The organism is Arcicella rigui (assembly GCF_034929435.1).
In the GTDB taxonomy this organism is placed as follows: domain Bacteria; phylum Bacteroidota; class Bacteroidia; order Cytophagales; family Spirosomataceae; genus Arcicella; species Arcicella rigui.
On record NZ_JAYFUM010000021.1, the window covers coordinates 116,085 to 141,418 of the forward strand.

Here is a 25,334-nt window from a genome sequence, read left to right on the forward strand (position 1 = left end):
TAGTGAAAAAACTTACAAATCGCCATTTTTATAGGCTTGGAAATAAGCAAGGACAATTTCTTGCTCTTTTATTGGTAAATTCGGAATGACAAGTTTTTGGAAATTTTCAATACTTTCCATTACAAACCACCTTAGTAGCGTAAACGTTTTTGTAGCATCTGCTTTTCCTTTGTCTAAATCTTCAAAAAGTTCTTTCATTTCTGCCTTGAATATTTCTTTTGAAATACTCCCTTTGGAATATTTTCCTAATATCTTTTTGATACTATTACTTACAAAGTCATTTATATAGTCTAATCTGTTCAATAAAAGAGGTGTACGATTCAGATTACAAATATTAACTGTACTAAATCCTCTTCCATTTATTCCATCAAGTCCTAGCATTAAAATCCCTTTTTTATTTGGCTCTATTTCAAAAGCCAAAAAATTTTTGGGTTCATCTATTTCTGGATGAAGTAAAAAAGGAGCTTCATGTTGGTTTAAATAAGTAGCTTTTACTTTGGCAGCATCTAACTTTTGATTTGTATTACAGTCTTCAAACGTGAAATGTTTATTCTTTACAGGAAATTGGTCTGCTTTACCTCCACCAATTTTATTGCATTCATGGCAAGTGGGTAGTAGGTTTGTCCATTCATAACATAACCAATAATATCCTCCATGATTAGTCTTTATTACTCTACCTTTTGGGCGATAATGTTCAATGTAAATTGAAGTTCGTTCTTCACAATAGGCACATTTCCCATGATAGATTTCATCCAATTTTTCTACCACAGCATCTCCTTTACTTCCGTCTGTTTTAAGATATTTTCCTCTATAAATATCAGATTTAATAAAGTCTTTATCTTTTGTGTCAATAATGGTTTGTAAACTATCAATAGCATCTTGACTGACCAATGGTGTAGGTATGTTTTCTAAGTCTTTAACTACTTTCCGCATTGTTATTTCACTTTTAATAGGTCTAACAATTCTTGTTTATTTTCTTCGGTCAAAAACTCATCTATCTGTTTATCTAACTGGTCGTGAAATAATACTTCTTTATAAGTATCCTCCGTCCTAATCATCTTATCATTGCTTTTACTATCAGGAATTAAGTCTTGAAAACCAAAAATTGGCGAGCTTAAAATCGTATTGGGTGTAAGTACACTAAAGTCTATATCTAATAATTCAGCTTTGATGCCTTCTTCTTTTGTTCGGGAAACATTGATAATGACAGAATTTTTGGGTGCTCCCAACAAAGGAATTGGACTATGGGTTGAAACAATAAACTGAATTTTAGGAAATAATTCCGTGAGTTTCTCTACAAATAGTTTTTGGTATTTGGGGTGCAGATGTAGTTCTATTTCGTCGATTAGGACAATGCCTTCTAAATCTTTGTAGTCTTCAACATCTTGTTCTAAGGAAAGTCTAAATATCATATCCCCAATCATACCGATAATATTTCTGTAACCAGCCGCTAATTGGTCAAAAGGAACACCTTCGTTATAACTATAACCTTCTCCATCTTTTTCATAATACTTTACCTCTAATAGTTTGTTCGTGTTATTAAATTCTACTTCAATTGAGTTTACATTCGGTAGTAATGTTTTAAAAATAAGTTCTAACCTCTGTTTTCCTTCTGGATATTCCTTATACCAATTTTTAAATAACATATCCATCCTAAACAATGTTGTTGTAGAAAATAATGAGGAATATCCGCCATACTGTAAGACATCTTTTTCATCATCACTTGATTTCAGTCTTGCAGAGCCATATCCTACTATTGATTTTTTAAAAACTGCCTCTGTTTTTCCTTCTTTTAAGTTAAGAAAAGGAGAGTTACCATTTTCAAAAGGGAAACTATTATGAGTGTAAACGACTTTATTTTCTTGTAAAAATTTAGAAGGCAAAAAACCTTGAGCCAAAGCCTGCAAAACCGAAGTCTTTCCAAATCCATTTTCACCTGTTAAAAAAATCCATTGTGTATTATCAGGAATATTATCAATTTGTGTATCAATAATTCCTCTGTAATTTTTAATATGAAATGATTTTAATGCGATTGGTAGCATGGTTATAGATTTTTGTTTTACCGAAATTACAAATTTAAAAGCAAGTCTAAAACAAATTTCTTGTACGATAGGTTATCCTCGCATTAGAAATTGTTTATCTTAGAATAGATTTTAACAAAATTAAAAACATATCAACATGGCACACGCAAATGCAGAATTAATCAATGCTCTTCGTAGAACGGCTGAGAAGTTGGCGAAGGGTGCAGCTTATCAATGGGGACACATGGGTAGTTGTAATTGCGGAAATTTAGCTCAGGAACTTACTAAACTTACCAAAGCAGAAATCCACCAATTTGCGATGCAAGGACGTGGTGACTGGCGTGAACAGGTAGAAGAGTTTTGCCCTACAAGTGGTTTGCCTATGGATTTACTCATCGCTGATTTACTGAATTATGGTTTAACAACAAGTGATTTGCAAAACTTGGAACGCCTTTCTGATAAAAGAGTATTGGATAGAATTCCTGTGGAGAAGCGTTATGAATTACGCCATAATGTGCGGGCTGACGTAGTTTTGTATATGAACGAATGGGCAAGATTGTTGGAAGATGAATTATTGCCTCAAGTGAAAATTGATTTATCGTTTATGAAAACAGAAGAAACGTCTGTTTTCGCTCATCAGGTGTAGTCCATATCCCGAATTAGCACAGACTTTAAGAGCATTTTCAATATTTTTTTGTAAAATTGTAGCGTTAAGAATTTTCTTATTCTTCAAAAATGAGAAAGTTCTTGACGCTTTTTTTATAAAAACCACTATAATATTCTCTTAAATTCTTACAAAATGTCTGATTTTTTCACTTTTTTTCAACTCGGTTTTCAACATATTACCGATGTTAATGGCTACGACCATATACTGTTTGTAGTAGCCCTGTGTGCCATCTTCCGACTGAAAGACCTTAAAAAGGTAGCTTATTTAGTCACCGCTTTTACGATTGGACACTCCCTTACGCTTGCCTTAGCTACCCTTCAATTAATCACTTATAGTACAAAATTCATCGAGTTCCTGATTCCTATCACTATCTTCTTCACTTGTATCATCAATCTTTTTCATAAATCTGCCGAACGCTCGTCTCAAAAAGAACAATCTTCTTCGCTTCGTTATCCAATGGCAATGATTTTTGGACTCATTCATGGAATGGGCTTTTCAAATTACCTGAGAAGTTTATTGGGCAAAGAGGAAAGTATCTGGCAACCGCTTCTTTCTTTTAATTTGGGTTTGGAAGTTGGTCAACTCCTGATTGTAGCGGCTTCGTTATTGCTTAGTTCTTTGATGTTGGATTTACTCAATGTTAAAAAACATGATTGGAATTTGATTCTCTCAAGTGCGGTGGCAGGTATTTCGCTTACACTCATCTTTAGTGCTGAATTTTTGAAGGCTTAATTTTATAAAAATTTCATTCCGAAATTATCATGTAGCGGTAACTGCAAAAGCTACCGCTATAAGTTTTTTCTATTTACCTACTGGTTAAAAACCAGTGTTACTGAGTGCCTTAGTTGCCATTTTTTGTAATTCTTCTATGCCAAAAATCAGTTTCCCAAAACGTGCGTCTTTGCTAATGCCTGCTTTCCAGCGTGCATAAATTTGTTGCATAATCACGATGTTTTTGTATAAACCAAAAACGTAATAAAAAAGTATTTGCGATACATCTCGCCCAGTTTTCAAAGCGTATCTTTCTACTACTTCTTGTCTGCTGAGGTTTCCTTCGAGCCAAGTAATATTGAAAGATTTCAGAAAATCGCCATCTTTGGCTTCGCTCCAATACGCGAGACTTGCTCCTAAATCCATCAGCGGGTCGCCGACTGTTGCCATTTCCCAGTCCAATACTGCCATAATTTCTGTTAGGTTTTGTGGATTCAGCAACACATTATCGTACTTATAATCATTATGTAAAAAGGCTGGTGGCTGTTCTTTCGGGAAATTTTGTTGAAGCCATGTAGCAATTTCTTCCATTTGTGGTACTTCTGCGGTTTTGGCTTTTTCATAACGCTGAATCCAACCTTCTACTTGTCGGCGAACGTAACCTTCTGGTTTCCCGAGTTGAATCAATCCTGTTTTTTCAATGTCTAAAAGGTGTAAGTTTGCCAAATTATCAATTAGGTTTTCAGACAATTTTCGCATTTGTACTTCTGTCAAAAGATTTTTCTGGGCATCTTTTCCTCTGAAAATTACGCCTTCAATTTTTTCCATTAAATAAAAAGGCGAGCCAATAATACTTTCGTCATCGCAGAAATGTATCACCGAAGGTACTTTGTCGTAATGTGGTTTGAGCAAGGACAAAACCTTAAATTCTCGGGACATATCGTGGGCAGATTTGATACTTGCTCCCACAGGCGGACGACGCAAAACGTAGTCGGCTTGAGTTGTTTTCAATAAATAAGTAAGATTTGAAAAACCGCCGGGGAATTGTTTTATCTCAAGAATACCGTCAATATTCAGTTTTTGATTACTTAAATAAGCAGAGAGTTTGCCAAGATGTATTTCTTCGCCCGCACGAATTTGGGCGGCTTGGTCGATGATAATTTCAGACATTTGTTGAGATGTTTTTCTTACAATTTATAGAAAAAACTACATAGTTCAACATTATCTTTAAATATTAATACTTATACTTTTTAAGAAAAGAAGAAAACACTTTTTGTACAATTCAAAGATTATCTTTTCATTAATTCGTTCATAATTCGGTTTAAAACAATTTTCTTCAACGCTCTGTTTGTCAGAGTATTCATCCAAGCATATTCCTAATTGTTAATTTATTCAAGCAACATTTATCATTCGTGTTTCCAATAAATAATCATTAAATTTGCGACATCATTAAAGTAAAAAGACTACTTTCCTTCCAAAAATGAAAATAAACTTTCAGTATCAAGAAAAATTCGAGAATCGTCACAACAATTCTAATGTAGCTGACCGTCAAGCAATGCTTAATATTATTGGGGTAGATTCTATCGAAACACTCATCAATCAAACTGTTCCTGCTGCCATTCATTTACCCCGTCCATTGAATCTTCCACAGGCGAAATCAGAAGCCAAATTTTTGAAAGATTTCAAGAAACTGTCGCAATTGAACGACACTTACAAGTCCCATATTGGTATGGGCTATTACGATACTCATACGCCAGCGGTTATTTTAAGAAATATTCTTGAAAACCCTGCTTGGTACACTGCTTACACGCCTTATCAAGCGGAAATCGCTCAAGGTCGTTTAGAAATGTTGTTGAATTACCAAACCATGATCATGGATTTGACTGGAATGGAAATCGCCAACGCTTCTTTATTAGACGAAGGTACGGCTGCGGCAGAAGCGATGACGATGCTCCACGGACAAAGAAAAGGTTTGAAGAAAAAATCAGAAACGATTTTTGTTTCAGAACACTGTCATCCACAAACGATTGATGTGCTTAAAACCAGAGCTTTGCCTTTGGGAATCAAAGTATTAATCGGCGACCACCGCACGGTTGACTTAACACAAGAAGAAATCTATGCTTTAGTACTCCAATATCCTGCTACTGATGGACAGATTTTTGATTATACCGACCTCATTGCTTCGGCACATGAATTAGGCATTAATGTAGTAGTAGCGGCAGATTTGTTGGCACTTACTTTATTGAAGTCGCCGGGCGAAATGGGTGCTGATGTAGTAATTGGTACTTCTCAGCGTTTTGGCGTTCCGATGGGCTTTGGTGGACCACACGCTGCTTTCTTTGCCACGAAAGATGATTTCAAACGTCAGATTCCGGGTCGTATCATCGGCGTATCGGTTGATGCGGAAGGAAATCGTGCTTTAAGAATGGCTTTACAAACTCGTGAACAGCATATTCGTCGTGAAAAAGCTACTTCAAATATTTGTACAGCACAAGTATTATTATCAGTAATGGCTTCGGCTTATGCGATTTATCACGGGCCAGAAGGCTTGAAAGCCATTGCAGAAAGAGTACACGGATTAACGAAATTGACCGCTTTAGCTTTAGAAAAATTGGGTTATGAAATCGAAACAGATTCATACTTCGATACCATCAAAGTAAAAGTAGGCGATAACGAAAAACGTTTGAAAATGGAAGCCGTAGCCAATGGCGTGAACTTCCGTTATTATGAAGATTATAATTACATCGGAATCTCGTTAGACGAAACTTGCACGGTTGAAGACGTAGAAACGATTATTTATATTTTTGAAAAAATCGGTAGAAAAGAAGTAGAATTATCTTCACTTTTCGACCAAGTAGATTATGCTTTCCCTGAATCGCTCAAGCGTAGTTCTACTTTCTTGACGCATCCAGTTTTCAACAGCTACCATTCAGAACATGAAATGCTTCGTTATTTGAAAGCATTAGAAAACAAAGATTTATCAATGGTTCATTCGATGATTGCTTTGGGTTCTTGTACGATGAAATTGAATGCTACAACCGAAATGATTCCAGTTACTTGGGCAGAGTTTGGCAATGTTCATCCATTCGCTCCAAAAAATCAAGTAAGTGGCTATTTGCAAATGATTAAAGATTTGAACGAATGGCTTTGCGAAATCACTGGATTCTCGGCAATGTCGTTCCAACCAAATTCTGGAGCTCAGGGCGAATATGCAGGTTTGATGGTCATTCGTGCTTATCACGAATCTCGTGGCGATGCTCATAGAAACATTGCTTTAATTCCATCGTCGGCACACGGAACTAATCCAGCGTCGGCGGTAATGGCAGGGATGAAAGTAGTGGTTACGAAATGTGATGAAAATGGAAATATCGACCTTGCAGATTTAAGAGAAAAAGCTGAACAATACGCTGAAAACCTTTCTTGTTTGATGGTAACGTACCCATCTACACACGGTGTTTTTGAAGAATCAATCAAAGAAATTTGTGCGATGATTCACGAATTTGGTGGACAAGTATATATGGACGGTGCAAACATGAACGCACAAGTAGGTTTAACTTCGCCTGCAACAATCGGTGCTGACGTTTGTCACTTAAACCTTCATAAAACATTCTGTATTCCTCACGGTGGTGGTGGTCCGGGAATGGGACCAATTGGTGTGGCGAAACAATTAGCACCTTTCTTACCAAGTCATGCCGTAGTAAAAGATACTGGTGGTGAATTAGGTATTTCTGCGGTTTCAGCGGCTCAATTTGGCTCGGCTTCAATCCTTACTATTTCTTATGCTTATATTGCCATGATGGGCGGTGACGGTTTAAGACGTGCTACGGAAACAGCCATTTTGAATGCCAATTATATCAAAGCACGTTTAGAAGGACATTATCCAGTACTTTATACAGGTTCAGAAGGACGTTGTGCCCATGAAATGATTTTGGATTGTCGTCCATTAAAAATTTCAGCAGGTGTCGAGGCAGAAGACATTGCCAAACGTTTGATGGATTATGGTTTCCACGCTCCAACGCTTTCTTTCCCAGTAGCAGGAACGTTGATGATTGAACCAACAGAATCAGAATCTAAAGCAGAATTAGACCGTTTCTGTGATGCCATGATTTCAATTCGTGAAGAAATTCGTGAAGTAGAAAACGGTGTTGCTGATAAAGTAAACAATGTTTTAAAACACGCTCCGCATACGCAATCAGTAGTTTTATCAGAAGAATGGAACAGACCTTACTCTCGTGAGAAAGCAGTTTTCCCACTTCCTTACGTAAAAGCTGCTAAATTCTGGCCAGCGGTTTCAAGAATTGATTCTGCTTTTGGTGATAGAAACTTAGTTTGTAGCTGTTTGCCAATTGAAGAGTATGCTTCTTAGCTGTAAGCAGTGAGCCTTGAGCTGTGAGTTATGAGCCTTGATTTTTTTAAGAAAAATAATCAATAAGCTTAAAAACTCAAAGCTCAAGGCTCATAGCTAAAGCATTTTGCTAAAAAAAGCTCAAGGCTCAAAGCTTAATAAGCTTATTTCCTAACAGGCTGCCCAAATCTAAAAACAGTTTCATTCGCTGCTCCATTTGGTTGGTCGTTGTAAATCAAAATATCTGTCATTCTACAATCGTGTTCAGTACTTGGGTTAAGCAATTTTAGTTTTACAGTATGCTTTCCTTTGGTCAATAAATATTTCCAAGTAAGTTCATGTCGGCGAGTTGTAAATGAAGTAGGTAACTTCGCTGTTTCAAACAATTTGCCATCTACCCAAACTTCCATTTCAAACTGAAAAGTACTCGTTGAAGCCCATTTTGCTGTTTCTCCTTTTACCACAAAACCTGTTCCTTCAAAATCAAAAGTATATTCATCTTTCAAAGACTGATACACGTACTTTCTATCAACAGGATAAGTATTTTCAAAACTTTTTTCGTACTTCACTGCCACAGGCGTTTGTAAAGGAATAATGACAGATTCTTTCAAAACCTTTCCGCCATTGCGTTCTATATTTTGTAAAGCTTGCTGAAAACCTACTTCATACACCTTGTTCAAAGAAGTAGAAGTATATTTAAAATCAATAGATTCAGCTTCTTTTAAACCCATTTTCCAATAAGCGGGAATGGCATCATAGCCCAACATTGTCCCTAAAATTCCACCAGCCGACGACGGATTACAGTCTGCATCTTGTCCGCAACGAGTAGTTATTTCCATTGTTTTGGTAAAATCTCCGTTACCATACAGCAAACCCACTACCACATAAGCCGAATTGATGGTTGCATCAATATTAAAAGGAGCGAAAACGCCATCAGGACAACCAATATCTTGCGACCACTTGTTCTGGATTTCGTACCAAGTTTTCTTCCAATCGTTCGGGTACATTTTATGCCATTTAATTACGTCGGCAATACATTTATAATAATTACTTTCTTTAGGAATCGTTTTCAAAGCTTCTTGAACAATGTAGCGAATGTCTTTTGAAACAAAAGCCAAAGTATAGCACGCTCCTAAATATACTCCCCCATAATATCCATCGCCATAATTCATAATATGACCGATTTTATCTGAAATCTTTGAAGCTGCATTAGGCATTGCAGGCGACATCAAACCTGCAAAATCACATTCAATTTGGTAGTCGATGCAATCAGCATGAGGATTATTTTCCCAATAACCCGAAGCAGGAGGCATCATGCCATTCAAAATATTATTTCTTCCTACTTGGTTGGCGTGCCAAAGGGCATAACCTGCATTGGCATAAGCTTTGGCATGAGAAGCCACCGGAGCATCTAAACCTTCTCTTTCAAATACTTCTACAAAGGTTAAATCCATGTACAAATCATCGTACAAACCGGGATTTTCCAACATGGTTTTCTTTAAATAACCATCGTACCAAGGCACTGGCTGATACTCGTTGATGATTGTTCCGTTGTACTTAAATTCCATCGGGCCGCCAAAAGTTACGCCAATGGTTTGTCCTGCCCAACCGCCTTTAATTCTGTTTTGTAATTCTGTTTTACTGAAAGTAATCGTTTTGGAGTTTTGAGCAAAAGCTACGCTCACACTTGCGATGAAGCATAGTAATAAAATTATTCTTTTCATTGTTTTTGGTTTATTTTCAAGCGTTAAATTATTGGCAAACAATCCTTTGAATCATATATCTAACTCTCTTCGGTAAGGAATCGACGACTGAGCACCCATTTTCTGCACCGCCAAAGCTGCCGCTTTATTGGCAAATTCAACGGCACTTTTTAAAGTTTTTTGTTCAAGCAGAGCCACGGCTAATGCTCCATTAAAACAATCGCCAGCGGCGGTAGTGTCCACAGCTTTTACTTTCTGTGCAGGAACTATTCCTTCAAATTCATCCGATAACACATAAGCTCCTTTTGCCCCCCTTGTTATTACCACATTTTTTATTCCTGTTTCTTTCAGCGTCGAAGCGGCTTCTCGCAAACCTTCTTCTGTTTGTACACAAACCCCCGTAATGGTTTCTACTTCTGTTTCGTTGGGAGTAATGATAGTAATATTCCGTAAAGTTTCAATATTGATTTGTGTGGCAGGAGCAGGATTTAGCATAATAGTAGCACCCGTTTTATGAAATTTATTTACTACATACTCTATCGTTTGTAATGGTATTTCCAATTGCATCAAAATAATATCATCACTTCCAAAAACAGCGGCGGCTTTGTCAATATCCGCAGGCAAAAGCGAAGCATTTGCTCCAGAAGCTACCGAAATACAATTTTCTCCTCGCCTATCTACATTGATTAATGCTACGCCCGAAGGATGTTGGCTATCAGTAAAAACAAAGTCAGTTTGAATACCTTCTTTGTCAAACTGTTCTAAAGCCATTCTACCGAAAACATCCTCCCCTACTTTACTAATAAACACAGTCGGACAAGCTAATCTTGCCGTTGTAACAGCTTGGTTTGCCCCTTTGCCACCAAGATTCATCAAAAAATCCCCTCCTAAAACCGTTTCACCCGGTAAAGGTAGTTTAGGGACTCTGACAACCATATCCGTATTTGAACTGCCTATTACAATAATCTTACGCATTTTCGCTGTTTTTATACAAAAATAACCTTCAATAATTCTATTCAATTTACTCCGAAAAAACGATAAAATAAAAAAGCGTTTCTTGATTGAAATGTATTCTTCAAGAAACGCTCGTGGTCGAGGCAGACTAATTTATGCCATTGGGATATTTTCTACTAAAATTTCATTCCCAGCTTTATCAAAATAAGTACAAGTCATGGCATCAATAGATACTTCCCATTTTTTTATGCCTGTGATGGCACAGTGTAAACAGAAAGTTGGATAATCGGTTTCGCCTGCTTGATGGGCTTTTAAATATGCTATAAACTCTTTGGGCTTACTTTCCTCTGCAATTGGCATAACTTCATATTTTTTGCCGGAAGCGACAGAAGTACCTTCGGCATTTTTATAAACAGTATGCCCGTCTGAAACATAAGCTTCATAAGTACGCACGCCTAATTGTGCCAATGCTTGAATGTACTTTGGAAAATCTGCTCCAGATTTCACTTTTGAGTGTGCTTCTTTGATTTGTTCGATTGTAAACATCATGGTTGAATGTGAATTTAGGTTTGTTAAAGACCGACAAATGTTGTCTTTAATGATGTTACAAAACTGCAAAGAACTAAAGGCTTGAAATTGTAAAAAATCGTTTTTATGATTTTTTTTTGAAATGTTCAGGACTTTCTCCTGTAAATACTTTGAAGTCTTTAATGAAGTGGGCTTGGTCGAAAAAGTTATTTTCGTAAGCAATTTCTGTGAGTGTTTTTGGCGTATTCAAATCATCAAGAACAGCATAAAAACGGACGATGGAAGCAAATTTTTTGGGCGAAGTACCTATTAATTTTCTAAATCTCTTTTCAAATGGACTTTGGCTGATGGCTAATTTTTCATTGATTTCTTGAATCTTGATTGTGCCTTTAGAAGCATAAATAAGTTTTAATGCCTCTATTATCAATAAATCTTCTTTTCTTTCTTTGATTTCGTTTAATAAAAACTTTTCTACAATCTTTATTCTTGCTGCATCGGTCAGGGCATTGGCTAATCTGTCTTCCGTTTCGGCTACTTTGTTTTTGTCGAACAAATAATCCAATGCAATACTTTGGTTGAAAAGCTCATTTACAGGACAATCTGTAAAATAAGAAATGCCAACTTCGGTAAAATAAACCAATATTGAACCAACATTTGAAGTATTTTTAAAAACCTTAAAAGTATTTTGTAAACCCGTAATGCCCGCAGTCGCCAAAGGATTGGTGTCCTCGGCATTACAAATAAGTAATTTACCTTTATACTGAAAACCCATTACCAAAGCCGTAGAAGGAAAAACTTTGTACTGCTGTTCTTCCTGAGCTTCGGAAATTACCAAATATTTAATGTATGGTTGAAGCTTATCAATGGGGGTTATTTTTTCAAAACGCATTTACTTGTTCAATTTTCAATGAATTTTATAAGGCTATTTCATAAATTCAACGATAAAAACTGTTCCTTCTTTTTCTTTACTTTCAACGGTAATTGTGGCGTGATTGAGTTCCACAAACTTTTTTACCAACATCAAACCAATCCCAATTCCTTTTTCTTTTCTTGTGCCGTAAGTTGATATACTTTTACCAGACTCTTGAAAAATGAGTTTTAATTTATCTTCCGACATCCCTACACCGTTGTCTTTTACCAATACTTTTACGGATTTGTCCGTTTCTAAATAACTAATAAAGATTTCGCCATTGGGCTTGGTGAATTTTATGGCATTTGCTACAAGATTTCTAAACACTACGTGCATTTGGTCTTGGTCGGCATTGATACTTACGGGGCTATCAAAAACATGCGTCAATACAATATTTTTTTCAATGGCTACATTTTTGAAAATCGCTAATATTTCATTGATGAGGTCGGTTAATACCAATGGTTCGATATTGGTTTTCAAACCTTCTCGCTGACTGTTGGCCCAAGACAATAGGTTTTCGAGCATCGCCGAAGTAACCGTCATTTGTTCCAATACTCTATCGAGCATCATTTGCTTTTCGTCTTCATCAAACATTCCCGAATTGAAGAGTTCCAAAGCTCCACGCATAGAAGCAAAGGGACTTCGTAAATCATGCCCGATGATTGAAAATAATCTATCTTTGGTCTGATTAGATTCATTCAAAGCATCATTTTTTTGTTCAATCAATTCGTTCTGAGTACTAATATACTCCGTTTTTCGCTGAAGAATTTTATACAGTCTTTTGATACGTTCGGCATTTCTATAAGTCGTAATGGCAATAATCATTAATAAAATCGCAATTAATACAATCACCACAATCAGCATTCTTTGGCTGGCTTCTTTTTCTTCGGCAATCTGATTTTTCTTTTTTAATACTTCGTTTTCAGCCTGTTTTTGTTTTAAATAAAGAGCGTTGATTTCTTTTTCTTTTGATTCATTGAAAAGACTATCACTATAAATTTTATCTAATAAAAGATACTTGTAGGCATTTTTCGAGTCACCCACTGCACTATATGACAAATACAAAACGCCCAAAGCTTGCTCTATGTCCCATTTTGTGTTACTCTTTTTGGCTAATAAATATCCTTTCTGACTATGGTCGATTGCTTCGTTGTAATTGCCTTTGGCATAATAACATTTCGCTAAACCTGTATGTGCAAAGCTATCTTCCCAATCGTTTTGATAATTACGATTTTCTAAAATAGACGAGTAAAACGAAATGGCAGTATTGAGTTTTCCTTTTTGTAAATAATATTCGCCAAGATGATTGTTCGCCATGGCTACCAAGTGTTGGTCTGGAATTTTGATACTAATTTCTCTGGAAAGTAAAAAATAATGAATAGCACTGTCGGATTTCATTTCTAAATAACACAAGCCGACATTGAAATAATTGCCAGATAGCCCTGTTTGGTTCTTTAAAGTAGTATTCAAAGTGGCGGCTTTCATCAATTCCTGCAATGCTAAAGCGTATTTTTTTTGAGCAATGTGAATAACGCCCATAGTATTATGTGCGTAAGCAATACCCGTTTTGTAGTCGATATGGCTACTAATGCCCAAAGCCGTAAGGGCATAACTCAACGAAAGGTCGTAGTTACCTTTGGTATAATGAATTTTAGCAATATAAGCATAAGCTGTTGCTTTCCCTTTTTCGTATTTTAGGGCTTTAGACATACTCAGTGCTTTTTGGGCAAAGTAAAAAGCACTATCAGAAGCTGTGTGCATGTAGTCTAAAGTGATATCGTTGAGTAAATTAACAACAGAAGTATCGGGTTTGGCTGGTTTAGTTTGTGTGTATTTCTCCCACTTCGTCAAAAGTTGACTTAGGCTTACTTGTTGTGAAAAAACCGAAATTGGAGATAAACTAATAAAAACAGCGAATAGAAAAACTCTTGCAACCATAACTTTATACCTTCTTTCCATAGTCTTAAATGTTTAGGTATCTCCCACTGAAACGAGCCAATACTAATCTCGTATAAAGATAATTGTTTATCTGAAAATTGTATCTACCGTTTTATTATTTATTGGCTTTAAATTATCTAATAAAAAATAAAAAAAATTAAATACAACTCCTATTCTTTGATTAATATCAATACATTTGATTGAAAATTTTCCTAAGTGATTTTAATATTTTTTTCCTACAAAATGTCTATGAAAACTAACGTTTTAATTTTCGTTCTTGGTATAATACTTAGCTCCTGTGCCAAAGTTCCTATCTCTTCTATCAATTTAATGAACACCATTCAGCTCGAAGGCAAACGAATGCACGAACTCAACACTTTGTTTGTCAACAAAATGTTTGATGAAAAAAGGAATAGAATTGATACTTTTATCATCAAGCAATACACGCCTGTATTGATAGAAAATTTCGTCAAAAAAATTCCAGAAGGGATTGATTATAAAAGTAATCTTCCTAAAATTATTGCCAGTATTATCCCCAAAATCAATGCCCGAAGAGATTCGATGCAAAACGTACTTGAAAGCAATCGAATTAAAATTATTGATAAATTAAATACCGATTATTTCGAGTACGACAATGCTTGTGTGCAGATGACCGCACTGCTTTCTTCGGCTGCTAAACTGGAAGATGAACGCAAAAGAGCTATCGGTCAGCTTGCGAATATTAGCAAAAATAAAATTGATTTTGAAAGATTAGGTAATACACTCGACGGCTTCATTCAAGACGCTGGCAGTGTAGCAAAAAGTACCAGCAATTTGAATACAAGTATCAACGAAATATTAAAAAAATAGCATTTTCACCATGTCAGAAATCAATTGGGACGACCTTGCCAATCAGGCAGCTACCGCAACCGACGCACATTTTGCCAATCAAATTTCAAGTTTAACCCGACTCAATGATGCTGAAATTCAACATATTATTTTTGAAACAGGCATTAGTCAGAAAGATTTGGCAGACATCATCAAGGAAATTAAAAACGCCACAAAATCCAACGAAGCCAAAGCAACTGCTATCAAAAATATCAGTAAAGGAATGGATGTTTTGGTGGCTTTAGCAAGTAAATTGGTATAAGGCAAATATAAAAGGGAAAATTCTGCCCTCGGTACGGAGGAATTTTCCCTAAAAATTAGGCTCAAAAACTTCAAGAAAAGATTCAAAGGACAATTTTGCCAGTTCACTTCAATTTTCAATGGGCAATTCATAGAAAAGACTATATTTGACGCATTTTTAAATCTTTCAAAATGCTTATAAATCCTTCAATAAGAAAATTCGTTTGGGGCGTTTCTTTTTTAGTCGCTCTTTTCGTCAATTTCCCCATTATTTTTCTAAACCTTCCCAGAATCACAAAATCCAATTTAGCCATTGCGGATGTTACACTTCAATTACTACTTTGTTTTGTGTATTCGATGGCACTTATTCATTTTTTGTATCGCTCTTCTCATGCCAATATCACCAAAAGCAAACAATATACTTATGCTTTTTTGATTTTTCTTGGCTTTGTTTTAATCCTGTCGGCGGTGAATATAAGTATCATTCAACTAAGCCCGATGACGACTTCTACCGTAGTAGTGCGTGGCGTTTTGATTGCCCTTATCGACTATTTTTTCAGTAGATTCTTAACCGAAACCGACCGAAAAAATGAAGTATTATTGGAAAACGAACAACTGAAACAAGAAAACTTGATGAATCAATTATCGGCACTGAAAAACCAATTGAATCCTCATTTTTTATTTAATTCCTTGAATACGCTGAGTTGGTTAATCAACGAAGACAAAGCCAAAAGCCAATTGTATCTTCAAAAATTATCGCAAGTATTGCGTTATTCATTGAGTATGCAAGAACAGACGATGGTGAATTTGAAAGATGAATTGATTTTGATGGACAATTATATTTTTTTGTTACAAATGCGATTTGGTGAAAACCTAAAAATTACCCAAAAACTTGAAGGCAAAGAAAAATTCAGGATTCCTCCGCATTCTTTACAATTACTTATCGAAAATGCCATCAAGCACAATGTAATTTCTTCAAATTCGCCTTTAAAGATTACTATCAAAATAAAACCAGACGAAGAAATCATCATCGTCAGTAACACCATTCACACAAAAGCCAATTCAGCAGGTACAGGCATTGGGCTGGTGAACCTTAGTGAAAGATTTAGATTGTTGGTCGGACGTGAAATTGAAATTTTACAAGACAAAGCATTTACCGTGATTTTACCCTTGATTCCATGAAAATAGTTATTATTGAAGACGAACCCGCAGCCGCTAATCAGTTGAAATTTATGTTGAATCAACTGAATATTAACCATGAAATACTTGCTACGATTGAAAGTGTAGAAGAAGGCATTGAATGGTTTAAACAAAACGAAAGTCCAGAATTGATTTTCTCGGATATTCAGTTGGCGGATGGCATTTCATTTGAAATTTATGAACAAATTCAACTGAAAGCTCCAATTATTTTTACCACCGCTTTTGACGAGTACGCCATTCGTGCTTTTAAATTAAACAGTGTAGATTATTTACTAAAACCCATTGATGCGGATGCTTTGCAATTTGCCATTGAGAAGTATCATGGGCAACAATTATTCAAGGAAGAATTATTGAATGAACTGATTCAGCAACAAGCTTTTTTACAGAAAACCTATCGAAAAAGCTTTTTGGTAAGATTCAGAGGGAAACTCTTGCCCATCAAAAGCGAAGATTTTGCCTACTTTTTTATAGAAAATGGATTAGTTTACGGGCAGTTGTTTGATGGAAGAAAATTTGTGATGGATTTTAAATTAGATGATATTGAAACGCAACTTAATCCCGAAGATTTTATCAGAGCCAACAGACAATATATTCTTTCCAGAGAAAGTATTACCGAAATACAATCTTATATCAATAGTCGAGTAAAAGTAAAAACCCAACCTATTGCCTCCACTGACGTTATCATCAGCAAAGAAAAAGTAACGCCATTCAAAAAGTGGTTTCAAAATTTGCCTTAATCCTAAATACTTCAAATTATTTCCTCAGTTTTAGACGTTTCATTTGGCTTTTTTTCCTGTTCACTGCTAAAGTAGCCCAAATTTTCAATACAAAGATTCTCTTGAGCGTATTCTTAGAAAGTAATGGAAATTAAAATAAACCAAAAAATGAATCTAAAACTTTCAATCTTTAGTGTTGTATTTGTTACAGTACTTTTAATCTTTGGTTGCGAAACTACTGATGTTACCACAGAAACTACGGCATCAGTCACCGCATTGAATTGTACTTCGGCTACTTTTTCGAGTACAGCTACTGCTGGCACAGCTTATACAGGTACGGCAACTGTACCTTATACAGGAGGTAACGGAGGCGTTTACACCACTGGTACTGCTGTTTCGTCGTCGGGAGTAACGGGGCTTACGGCTACGCTTACGGCAGGTACTTTGGCATCGGGCGATGGCTCTGTTACTTTTGCCATTACAGGTACACCAAATGCCAGCGGAACAGCAAGCTTTGCCATTTCGGTTGGTGGTCAGTCTTGTACTTTGTCCTTGACGGTGACGGCGGCTGGTTCTGGTACAGGTGGTACAAGTACGAGTGCTTCGGCTTGGTCGATAGACAGCGACATTAGCAACATTGTAGCCATGGCAGAAGCATTTAAGGCTACACTTACTACTACACAGGTTACGGCTCTTCAAGACAGCTACAACAAAGCTCATGCCCAAAAATGGTCGAATTTGCCAGAAGGATTATACCGAGGCAGAGTTGGTTTACAGACAAGTACTTTCTCTACGGCACAATGGACGGCATTTTACAACCTTTTAAAAGCAGCGACAAGCTCAATTACCAACGAAGGAAATGCTGAGTACTTAGGTATTTTAGCCGCAGACGATTACTTGAATTCTATTGGCGGTGGTTCTGACTACGGTTCGGGAAATTATTATATTGCCTTCATTGGTACGCCAAGTACAACAGGCTTGTGGTGCTTACAAATTGGTGGGCATCATGGCACTATCATTCATACTTATAGCGGAGGAAAAATGACGGGTGGAACACCTTCGTTCCGTTCAACAGAGCCATTCCCTACTTATACTTACAAAGGAGTAACTTACAATCCTATTCAACAAGAACATGTAGCTTTGTCTGCTATGTTGAAAGGCTTGAGTTCGTCTGAACTAAGTACTGCCAAACGTTCATCTGCACAAAATGATTTAATTGCTGGCCCGCAAAAAGACAGTAGCTTCCCTACAACCAAAACGGGTGTGAAAGTGGGAAATCTGACACAAGCTCAAAAAGATTTAGTATTGGCTGCTATCAAAACTTATACCGACGATTTGGATGATAAAGCCGCCGCCGCCGTTTATGCTAAATACAAGGCTGATATTGATAATACTTATATCTCTTACTATGGCTCAACAGACTTAACCGCTTCTGGTGATTATGTATTGATTGATGGTCCAAATGTATGGATTGAATTTTCGATGCAAGGAGGTATTATCGTAAGAAATGCGAATCACCCACACTCTGTTTGGAGAGATAGACTTTCAGACTACGGAGCGAATTAAATCGGGCTTCGGAAGTCGGACTTCGGAAGTCGGATTTCAGGTGTCGGATTTCGGATTTATTAAATGTTTTCATTTGAAGTACCTTATTAAAATAAGGTCATTTTTTAAAAATCAGAAATCCCAAATCCAAAATAGCTTTCAATATCATTTCTTTAAAAACGTATTTACAAACAGGTTGAATCATAAGTATTCAACCTGTTTGTATTCTTCATTACCATAAATTTTTCTAATAACTCACAACATGAAATCAAATCTCAAAAGCTTTTGTATCATACTAAGTTTGGCTCTTTGTTCTTTTACTTCCCCAAAGCCAGACCTTAGTTTTCAAGCACAAAAATATGTTTCACAAACGCTTACTTTTGAAGGAAAAACCTTTATTGTAAGAGCGTATGAAAATATCATTTATGTTGAAAATCCAGTAGATACGTTATATCAAAAAATGAATATTTACATTCCAGAAGAGTACTTCACAGGAAAAAAAGTAAATGCTTATACCGCCGCCACAGCTCCGATTTTCTTCCCCAATAAAGTAGGCGGTTATATGCCTGCACAGCCTGCTACCCTCAAAGAAACGCCAATGGGAATGGGTGGAAATCGCCCTCCTATGAATGGAATGCCACCAATGGGCGACAGAAGACCCGAAGGAATGCCAGCCATGCCACAAGCAAAGCCTTCAACAGTAGTTGCCGCTTTGGCAAAAGGCTATGTAGTAGCTTCGGCTGGTGCAAGAGGACGCACTTTGAAAGGAAGTAACGGTGAATACACGGGCAAAGCTCCTGCGGGCATTGTAGATTTAAAGGCAGCAGTACGATATTTGAAATTCAATGACAAACTGATGCCGGGAGATGCTAATAAAATCATTTCAAATGGTACAAGTGCAGGCGGTGCTATGTCAACTTTAATTGGAGCAACGGGTAATAATCCAGATTATGAACCCTATTTAAAAGCACTGGGTGCTGCCAATGCAACAGATGATATTTTTGCCGTTTCTGCTTATTGCCCAATTACCAATTTAGACCACGCTGACATGGCTTATGAATGGCAGTTCAACGGCATCAATACTTATAAAAAAGGTTGGCCAGCTCCTGCAAAAAGTAGCGATGCTCCTTCGGTGTTGAACGACGAACAAATCAAAGCATCAGCACAATTAAAAACACTTTTTCCTGCTTATGTTAATAGTTTGAATTTAAAAGATACGAAGGGAAAAACCTTGACTTTGGATGCTGAGGGAAATGGAAGTTTTAAAGATTTAGTCATCAATTACGTAATTGCATCGGCACAAAAAGTCTTGAATGAAGGAAAAGATATGTCAGGCTATTCGTTCTTGAAAATTACAGATAACAAAGTAACAGCTTTAGATTTTGGAGCTTATCTCAATTATTTGGAGCGAATGAAAACACCTCCAGCTTTCGATGCTTTAGACCTTTCAACTGGAGAAAATATGTTATTTGGTTCAGCTACGATTGATAAACAACATTTTACAGAATTCGCTCAAAAAAACTCAAGTATTGAGGCTTCAAGCGTAGATGAGTTATTGGTGAAAATGATGAATCCCATGTATTATTTGGGACAAAAAAATACGACAAATGCTAAACACTGGCGTATTAGACATGGCTCTAAAGACAAAGATACTTCGCTCGCTATCTCAGTGATATTAACTACGGCATTACAAAATAATAGTATTGATGCCAATCTGGAATTTCCGTGGGATAAACCGCATAGTGGCGATTATGACCTCAATGAACTATTTGCTTGGATAGACGGACTTTGCAAATAAACAATGTGAAAATGTTCATAAGTAGTTTTCGGACGTACAGCGAAATATCTGTATGCGACGGACTTAATTTTTTAGATTTAGTTAAAATTTTAAATCCCTTAAAAAATTAAAAATATGGCAAATTCACAAGAAGAATGGTCACGCAGAAAGTTTATAGCTACTTTGGCTGGCGTAGGCACTACGATGATGTTGAGTCCGCTTTTATCTTGGGCAGAGGATGAAATTGGCCCACGTATCGCCAAAATTGTAGCAAAAACCATCGGCGTAGATACACATAATCATATTGATGTGCCACTTTCGGGCGACTTACCTTATCCCGCAATTGATTTAGCAGGTGATTTGCAAAAATCTGGTTTATCGGCTATTTGTATGACTTTTGCCGTTGATTATCAAAAACTTGTAAATCCAGACGACGGCTATAAAAGATTTATTAATGGTTTAAACGCCATGGATGATGCCTTGAAAAGTAATAAAATGAAACGCTCGCTGAATCTTTCAGATTTGAAAACAGCCCATAAAAAGCATCAAGCTACCGTTATTCAATCAGTAGAAGGGGGGCATTTTCTGGAAGGAAAAATTGAACGTTTGGAAGAAGCCTATCAGCGTGGCTTGCGTCATCTTGGACTTTTACACGACAACGATGCCTCTGTGCCTTTGGGTGATATTTTTACGAATCCTGTAAAATGGGGTGGACTTACTCCTTTTGGTGAAGAAGTAATCAAAGAAGCCAATCGTTTGGGCATCATGATAGACCTTGCTCATTGTACCAATGATGCCGTAAACGCAGCGTTAAAAATCTCGACCAAACCTGTGATTATTTCACATACTGGACTTGATACGCAGTTAGGCTCAAATGCGAACTTCGCTAAAATGATGAAACCACGACTCATAAGTAAAGAACAAGCAAAAATTGTGGCTGAAGCTGGCGGAGTAATTGGCGTTTGGACGCATCTCTCAGATTCGCCGATGGAGTACGTCCAAAATGTAAGGGCTTTGGTTGATATTGTAGGCATCGACCACGTTTGTATTGGTACTGATACCAAACTAACGCCAGCATACAGACCGCCAGCACCTAACCAAGGGAAAGAAAATACTCCTCCGAAAGAAAAACCCAAAGCTCGTGTCGGCGAAAGAACCAACGAAGCTTGGCAAGACCAAAAAGTAGGTTTTTATTATGCCGTTGTTGATGCGATGTTAAAAACAGGTTTCAACGAAGACGAAATCATCAAATTTGGCGGAGGAAATTTTTGTAGAATTTTCGATGCAGCAACGACTGGAAAGTAAATATTAAATAGAGTATCACTACTTGTGCAAAACAACATTAATGAAAAAATATAAATTTCTTTTTTTACTCGTTCTGTTATTACAGGTCGCCCAGTGGCAAGACTTGCAGGCTCATCCAATGCCTAATTCGATGGTAATTTTGAAAATCCATGAAAAAAATATTTCAGGAGAAATTCAGATTCCATTGAATGAATTACAATCTGCCATTGGTTTGGGAGTAAACGACCATTCAGAAAAATTAGTAGAGCGTTTGGGCGATACTTTGAAAGCCTATTTGCTACAACATATTCGCCCAAAAACATTTGATGGAAAACCATGGTCGGTAACATTGGATACGATGAAAGTATATGCGATACAGAGTCGTCTTTCGGGAAATTATAAAGAATTGATTGTCGAGTTTTCGATGAGTCCGCCTAAGTATTATGACTTACGAAACTTCTATTTTGATTACGATGTTGTTTTGCACCAAGTGGCAAGCCACAAAATTTTAGTTGCTGTAAAGCAAGATTGGCAAAGGGGAATTTTATCAGAAGATGCTACTTATCAAAGTGTTGGCGTGATTGACTTGGACGTTCCGACGGGTAAAATCAAACCTTTTCAAATCAGTTTGCAACAAGGAAGTATTTGGCAAGGACTACAAAATATGATTTTGTTGGGTGTCAAACACATTCAAGAAGGTACAGACCACATACTTTTTATTCTTACTTTACTCTTACCTGCTATGCTTTTGGTAGAGAATAAACAATGGGGAAAAGCCGATAATTATCAAGCAAGCTTACTGAATTTACTCAGGATTGTCACGGCTTTTACCATTGGACATTCGCTTACTTTATTTTTGGGAACGGTACAATGGATTCAGTTGCCCGTTAAGCCAATTGAAGTACTAATAGCAGTGACGATTTTAATTTCAGCTTTTCATGCTTATCGCCCTATTTATCCTAAAAGAGAAGTATTAATTGCAGGAAGTTTCGGATTAATTCACGGATTGGCTTTTGCTGAGACTTTGACGAATTTACAGCTTTCAACTCAACAAATGATATTGAGTATTCTGGGCTTCAATTTGGGCATAGAACTTATGCAATTATTTATTATTGTCTTGGCTTTTCCTGTTTTACTTTTTCTTTCAAAAACAGCTTATTATCCAATTATTCGTAAAACTGGAGCAATTGTAATGATGATTTTAGCTTCTGGGTGGATGATAGAGCGTATAAAGCTTTGAGCTACGAGCCTTGAGCTATGAGCTATGAGCAATGAGCCAAAAAGTTTCACATAGCATTTTGGATTAAAAAAGGCTCATAGCTCACAGCTCAAAGCTCATAGCTTAAAACTACGCCTTCCTAACAAATTCAGATTTCAGAGCCATTGCACCGAAACCGTCAATTTTGCAGTCAATATTATGGTCGCCATCAGTTAGGCGAATATTTTTTACTTTCGTACCTGCTTTAATGGCTTTCGGAGCACCTTTTACGGGTAAATCTTTGATAACAACTACGGTGTCGCCATCTTTCAATTCATTTCCATTCGAATCCAAAATTTTTGAACCCGCTTCTTCGGCTTCTACTTCATCAGGATTCCATTCATAAAAACATTCAGGACACACTAATAGCGAATCGCTTGGATAGGTGAACTCACTATTACATTTGGGACAAGGGGCAAATTCAGACATGAAATTATTTTAATAAAATGACAATTTTAGTGCGTTAGGACAATCTAACAGTCCGCAAATTAAGCATATTTCATGAATAAACCCGAAACGACTCCCATAACTCATCATTTGTACTGTGCGAAGGATTGTGAAAATGATTGATTTCGGATTTCGGGTGTCGGATTTCGGCTTCCTCAAAAACGATTTTTTAGAAGTATTTTATAAAACAAAGTCATTTTATCCAATTTCCGAAATTAGAAATCCCAAATCCAAAATAATATTTGAATAACTCATCATTCATAATTCACAAATTGGCTTAACATTTAGCTATCTGGTCGCATACCAGATAAAAATATTAATATTTTTTCTTTAATTGAGAAAAAATAGCATTATTCCTCAATAAGTCAAATGTCAAAATTTGGCTAAAACATTTTTCTAAATTTTTAACCTTTCAAATATTAAAAAAACTATGAAACCAACAAGACGTAATTTTATTCAATCGTTGGGTGTCGGAGTAGCAGGCTTGGGAATTTCGCAACAAGCCGTAGCGAATGCAAGCGAAACAAAATCAGCCAAACCTGCGGCTGATGACCAAGTGTTATTCGTAGGCGATAATATTGCCATTGCGAGTACAGAGCATGGGAAAGTACGTGGTTTTATCCTTCGGGGCATTCATCAGTTTTTGGGTATTCCTTATGGAGCTGATACTTCGGGCAAAAACCGTTTTATGCCTCCTCAAAAACCAACCGCATGGACAGACATTCGTCCAGCACTTTGGTGGGGAAATACCGCTCCGCAAATCATGGAAAAACGTTATTCCAATACTTATGCTTCATTTGTTGACCATTGGAACTACGATGACGTTTCGGAAGATTGTTTAAAATTAAATGTTTGGACACCCGCTTTGGATTCACAAAAACGCCCTGTAATCGTTTGGTTGCATGGAGGAGGTTTTACCAATGGCAACGCAATTGAGCAAGACGGTTATCATGGCGAAAACATTGCTCGACTCGGTAATGTAGTTTTTTGTTCAATCAATCACCGACTTGGCCCATTTGGTTATAGTCATCTCAAAGCCGCAGGCGGACACCCAGCTTCTGGAAATGTTGGCAGTTTAGATATGGTAGCAGCTTTGGAATGGGTAAAAAATAACATCGCCAATTTCGGTGGCGACCCAAACAATGTTACGATTATTGGACAGTCGGGCGGAGGAGCAAAAGTTACTTGTTTGATGAATATGCCTTCAGCAAAAGGCTTGTTTCATAAAGCAGTGGCTTTGAGCGGTAGTTCTTTGGCAGGTTCAAACAAAGAGTATGCTGAAAAATTAGGCTTGGAAATTATGGAGGAAGCAGGTTTGAAGCCGGGAGAAATTGAAAAATTACAACAAATTCCGTGGAGAGAGTACATTGACATTGCCAATAGAGCCGTAGAAAGAATGAGTAATGAAGCCAAACGCTTGAATATACAAAGAGGAGGTTACTCGCCTGTGGCAGATGGAGAGTATTTGAACGGCGAAGCATTTTTTAGCGACCCCAATCATTTTTCAAGTAATATTCCATTGATGATTTGTTCAACTTTTAACGAGCAAAGCCCAAGCCGAACGGATGCCGCTTTAGAAAAGATTACTTTAGCAGAAGTAAAAGCGAAAATTGAACCTCGTTTTGGGGCAAAATCAGGGGAAATCGTGGAGGCTTTTGCGAAAAACTTTCCGAAGGCTCGTCCAATCGAAATCTGGTCATTGATTCTTTCAAACCGAAAAAATGCTGTTGCCACTGCCGATGCAAAAGTATCGCAACAGAAAGCTCCCGTTTATTTGGCTTGGTTTGGCTGGCAACCTCCACTTTTTGATGGTAGAATGCGTGCCTTTCACTGCGACGATATTTGCTTCTGGTTTTACAATACCGATTTGATGCTGACCCATACAGGCGGAGGAAAACGTCCGAGAGCATTGTCGGAAAAAATGGCAAAATCTTTCTTGAATTTTGTAAAAACAGGAAATCCAAACGGTGGCGGATTGCCCACTTGGAAACCTTACACAACACAAAATGGCGAAACGATGATTCTGGACGACACGCCTGCCTTAGTGAATAATCCAGACGGAGAAGCGAGAAAAGCTTTAGCATAAATTTTATTGTAAAATACAAACATGAGTCATCCCGAATTTTGGGTATGACTTGACAAATAAAAACCTCCTTGTTTATTTTGTGAATTACGACAAACACAAAAAACAGGAGGTTTTATTATGCCCAAGGCACATCTACA

21 protein-coding genes are annotated in these 25,334 nt (G+C 36.9%); 12 read left to right on the forward strand and 9 right to left on the reverse strand.

Features of this window, described 5'->3' with window-relative positions; all coding sequences use genetic code 11:
• Nucleotides 1–12: 12 nt before the first annotated feature.
• Nucleotides 13–933 (reverse strand): HNH endonuclease family protein, encoded by a 921-nt coding sequence (locus tag VB248_RS17185; RefSeq protein WP_323298045.1) that lies wholly within the window; start codon nt 931–933, stop codon nt 13–15.
• 2 nt (nt 934–935) lie between these two features.
• Nucleotides 936–2,042: an AAA family ATPase gene (locus VB248_RS17190; protein WP_323298046.1), complete on the reverse strand. Its 1,107-nt coding sequence runs from the start codon at nt 2,040–2,042 to the stop codon at nt 936–938.
• Between the two features lie 136 nt (nt 2,043–2,178).
• Here VB248_RS17190 and VB248_RS17195 point away from each other — a divergent pair, with 136 nt between their 5' ends.
• Complete coding sequence (locus VB248_RS17195; RefSeq protein ID WP_323298047.1) at nt 2,179–2,667, forward strand: hypothetical protein; 489 nt, start codon at nt 2,179–2,181, stop codon at nt 2,665–2,667.
• Between the two features lie 153 nt (nt 2,668–2,820).
• Nucleotides 2,821–3,420: a HupE/UreJ family protein gene (locus VB248_RS17200; protein ID WP_323298048.1), complete on the forward strand. Its 600-nt coding sequence runs from the start codon at nt 2,821–2,823 to the stop codon at nt 3,418–3,420.
• An 84-nt stretch (nt 3,421–3,504) separates the two neighbouring features.
• On the opposite strand, the gene VB248_RS17205 is transcribed toward VB248_RS17200, so the two are convergent.
• Entirely contained in the window at nt 3,505–4,569 is a 1,065-nt protein-coding gene (locus VB248_RS17205; protein ID WP_323298049.1) for a phosphotransferase family protein, read from the reverse strand.
• Between the two features lie 310 nt (nt 4,570–4,879).
• Here VB248_RS17205 and gcvP point away from each other — a divergent pair, with 310 nt between their 5' ends.
• Nucleotides 4,880–7,765: an aminomethyl-transferring glycine dehydrogenase gene (gene gcvP, locus VB248_RS17210; protein WP_323298050.1), complete on the forward strand. Its 2,886-nt coding sequence runs from the start codon at nt 4,880–4,882 to the stop codon at nt 7,763–7,765.
• Nucleotides 7,766–7,908: 143 nt separating this feature from the next.
• Here gcvP and VB248_RS17215 read toward each other — a convergent pair whose 3' ends face one another.
• From VB248_RS17215 to VB248_RS17235, 5 genes are all read right to left on the reverse strand, one after another.
• Nucleotides 7,909–9,468, reverse strand: a complete 1,560-nt coding sequence (locus tag VB248_RS17215) for an ADP-ribosylglycohydrolase family protein (protein ID WP_323298051.1) — start codon at nt 9,466–9,468, stop codon at nt 7,909–7,911.
• A 51-nt stretch (nt 9,469–9,519) separates the two neighbouring features.
• A complete protein-coding gene (gene rbsK, locus VB248_RS17220) occupies nt 9,520–10,422 on the reverse strand; it encodes a ribokinase (RefSeq protein ID WP_323298052.1) in 903 nt (300 codons plus the stop codon).
• A 132-nt stretch (nt 10,423–10,554) separates the two neighbouring features.
• Nucleotides 10,555–10,950: a DUF1398 domain-containing protein gene (locus VB248_RS17225; RefSeq protein WP_323298053.1), complete on the reverse strand. Its 396-nt coding sequence runs from the start codon at nt 10,948–10,950 to the stop codon at nt 10,555–10,557.
• 103 nt (nt 10,951–11,053) lie between these two features.
• Nucleotides 11,054–11,818: a helix-turn-helix domain-containing protein gene (locus tag VB248_RS17230; protein ID WP_323298054.1), complete on the reverse strand. Its 765-nt coding sequence runs from the start codon at nt 11,816–11,818 to the stop codon at nt 11,054–11,056.
• 33 nt (nt 11,819–11,851) lie between these two features.
• Entirely contained in the window at nt 11,852–13,798 is a 1,947-nt protein-coding gene (locus VB248_RS17235) for a tetratricopeptide repeat-containing sensor histidine kinase (RefSeq protein ID WP_323298055.1), read from the reverse strand.
• A gap of 228 nt (nt 13,799–14,026) precedes the next feature.
• On the opposite strand from VB248_RS17235, the gene VB248_RS17240 reads away from it, so the two are divergent.
• The 8 genes from VB248_RS17240 (at nt 14,027) to VB248_RS17275 (ending at nt 22,646) form a co-directional block, all read left to right on the forward strand.
• Nucleotides 14,027–14,626 carry a hypothetical protein gene (locus VB248_RS17240; protein WP_323298056.1) on the forward strand — a complete coding sequence of 200 codons (600 nt, stop codon included), beginning with the start codon at nt 14,027–14,029 and terminating at the stop codon, nt 14,624–14,626.
• Between the two features lie 10 nt (nt 14,627–14,636).
• A complete protein-coding gene (locus VB248_RS17245; protein WP_323298057.1) occupies nt 14,637–14,906 on the forward strand; it encodes a hypothetical protein in 270 nt (89 codons plus the stop codon).
• A gap of 170 nt (nt 14,907–15,076) precedes the next feature.
• Nucleotides 15,077–16,066, forward strand: coding sequence for a sensor histidine kinase (locus tag VB248_RS17250; RefSeq protein ID WP_323298058.1), 990 nt, complete (start codon nt 15,077–15,079; stop codon nt 16,064–16,066).
• Nucleotides 16,063–16,821, forward strand: a complete 759-nt coding sequence (locus VB248_RS17255; protein ID WP_323298059.1) for a LytR/AlgR family response regulator transcription factor — start codon at nt 16,063–16,065, stop codon at nt 16,819–16,821. The genes VB248_RS17250 and VB248_RS17255 overlap by 4 nt, the downstream gene beginning before the upstream one ends.
• A gap of 147 nt (nt 16,822–16,968) precedes the next feature.
• Nucleotides 16,969–18,366: a DUF3500 domain-containing protein gene (locus VB248_RS17260; RefSeq protein ID WP_323298060.1), complete on the forward strand. Its 1,398-nt coding sequence runs from the start codon at nt 16,969–16,971 to the stop codon at nt 18,364–18,366.
• A 241-nt stretch (nt 18,367–18,607) separates the two neighbouring features.
• Nucleotides 18,608–20,143: a subtype B tannase gene (locus VB248_RS17265; protein ID WP_323298061.1), complete on the forward strand. Its 1,536-nt coding sequence runs from the start codon at nt 18,608–18,610 to the stop codon at nt 20,141–20,143.
• Nucleotides 20,144–20,257: 114 nt separating this feature from the next.
• Nucleotides 20,258–21,427 (forward strand): dipeptidase, encoded by a 1,170-nt coding sequence (locus VB248_RS17270; protein WP_323298062.1) that lies wholly within the window; start codon nt 20,258–20,260, stop codon nt 21,425–21,427.
• A 40-nt stretch (nt 21,428–21,467) separates the two neighbouring features.
• Nucleotides 21,468–22,646, forward strand: a complete 1,179-nt coding sequence (locus tag VB248_RS17275) for a HupE/UreJ family protein (protein ID WP_323298063.1) — start codon at nt 21,468–21,470, stop codon at nt 22,644–22,646.
• A gap of 108 nt (nt 22,647–22,754) precedes the next feature.
• Here the strand turns inward: VB248_RS17275 and VB248_RS17280 are convergent, their stop codons facing one another.
• The gene (locus VB248_RS17280; protein ID WP_323298064.1) at nt 22,755–23,093 is read right to left on the reverse strand and encodes a zinc ribbon domain-containing protein YjdM; all 339 of its coding nucleotides are present in this window, start codon (nt 23,091–23,093) and stop codon (nt 22,755–22,757) included.
• A gap of 448 nt (nt 23,094–23,541) precedes the next feature.
• On the opposite strand from VB248_RS17280, the gene VB248_RS17285 reads away from it, so the two are divergent.
• Nucleotides 23,542–25,197: a carboxylesterase/lipase family protein gene (locus VB248_RS17285; RefSeq protein ID WP_323298065.1), complete on the forward strand. Its 1,656-nt coding sequence runs from the start codon at nt 23,542–23,544 to the stop codon at nt 25,195–25,197.
• Nucleotides 25,198–25,334 lie beyond the last annotated feature (137 nt).

Bases quoted from the DNA above. Each gene is read 5' to 3' on its own strand.
- VB248_RS17185 (WP_323298045.1), bottom strand. From the start codon at position 933: ATGCGGAAAGTAGTTAAAGACTTAGAAAACATACCTACACCATTGGTC.
- VB248_RS17190 (WP_323298046.1), bottom strand. From the start codon at position 2,042: ATGCTACCAATCGCATTAAAATCATTTCATATTAAAAATTACAGAGGA.
- VB248_RS17195 (WP_323298047.1), top strand. From the start codon at position 2,179: ATGGCACACGCAAATGCAGAATTAATCAATGCTCTTCGTAGAACGGCT.
- VB248_RS17200 (WP_323298048.1), top strand. From the start codon at position 2,821: ATGTCTGATTTTTTCACTTTTTTTCAACTCGGTTTTCAACATATTACC.
- VB248_RS17205 (WP_323298049.1), bottom strand. From the start codon at position 4,569: ATGTCTGAAATTATCATCGACCAAGCCGCCCAAATTCGTGCGGGCGAA.
- gcvP (WP_323298050.1), top strand. From the start codon at position 4,880: ATGAAAATAAACTTTCAGTATCAAGAAAAATTCGAGAATCGTCACAAC.
- VB248_RS17215 (WP_323298051.1), bottom strand. From the start codon at position 9,468: ATGAAAAGAATAATTTTATTACTATGCTTCATCGCAAGTGTGAGCGTA.
- rbsK (WP_323298052.1), bottom strand. From the start codon at position 10,422: ATGCGTAAGATTATTGTAATAGGCAGTTCAAATACGGATATGGTTGTC.
- VB248_RS17225 (WP_323298053.1), bottom strand. From the start codon at position 10,950: ATGATGTTTACAATCGAACAAATCAAAGAAGCACACTCAAAAGTGAAA.
- VB248_RS17230 (WP_323298054.1), bottom strand. From the start codon at position 11,818: ATGCGTTTTGAAAAAATAACCCCCATTGATAAGCTTCAACCATACATT.
- VB248_RS17235 (WP_323298055.1), bottom strand. From the start codon at position 13,798: ATGGAAAGAAGGTATAAAGTTATGGTTGCAAGAGTTTTTCTATTCGCT.
- VB248_RS17240 (WP_323298056.1), top strand. From the start codon at position 14,027: ATGAAAACTAACGTTTTAATTTTCGTTCTTGGTATAATACTTAGCTCC.
- VB248_RS17245 (WP_323298057.1), top strand. From the start codon at position 14,637: ATGTCAGAAATCAATTGGGACGACCTTGCCAATCAGGCAGCTACCGCA.
- VB248_RS17250 (WP_323298058.1), top strand. From the start codon at position 15,077: ATGCTTATAAATCCTTCAATAAGAAAATTCGTTTGGGGCGTTTCTTTT.
- VB248_RS17255 (WP_323298059.1), top strand. From the start codon at position 16,063: ATGAAAATAGTTATTATTGAAGACGAACCCGCAGCCGCTAATCAGTTG.
- VB248_RS17260 (WP_323298060.1), top strand. From the start codon at position 16,969: ATGAATCTAAAACTTTCAATCTTTAGTGTTGTATTTGTTACAGTACTT.
- VB248_RS17265 (WP_323298061.1), top strand. From the start codon at position 18,608: ATGAAATCAAATCTCAAAAGCTTTTGTATCATACTAAGTTTGGCTCTT.
- VB248_RS17270 (WP_323298062.1), top strand. From the start codon at position 20,258: ATGGCAAATTCACAAGAAGAATGGTCACGCAGAAAGTTTATAGCTACT.
- VB248_RS17275 (WP_323298063.1), top strand. From the start codon at position 21,468: ATGAAAAAATATAAATTTCTTTTTTTACTCGTTCTGTTATTACAGGTC.
- VB248_RS17280 (WP_323298064.1), bottom strand. From the start codon at position 23,093: ATGTCTGAATTTGCCCCTTGTCCCAAATGTAATAGTGAGTTCACCTAT.
- VB248_RS17285 (WP_323298065.1), top strand. From the start codon at position 23,542: ATGAAACCAACAAGACGTAATTTTATTCAATCGTTGGGTGTCGGAGTA.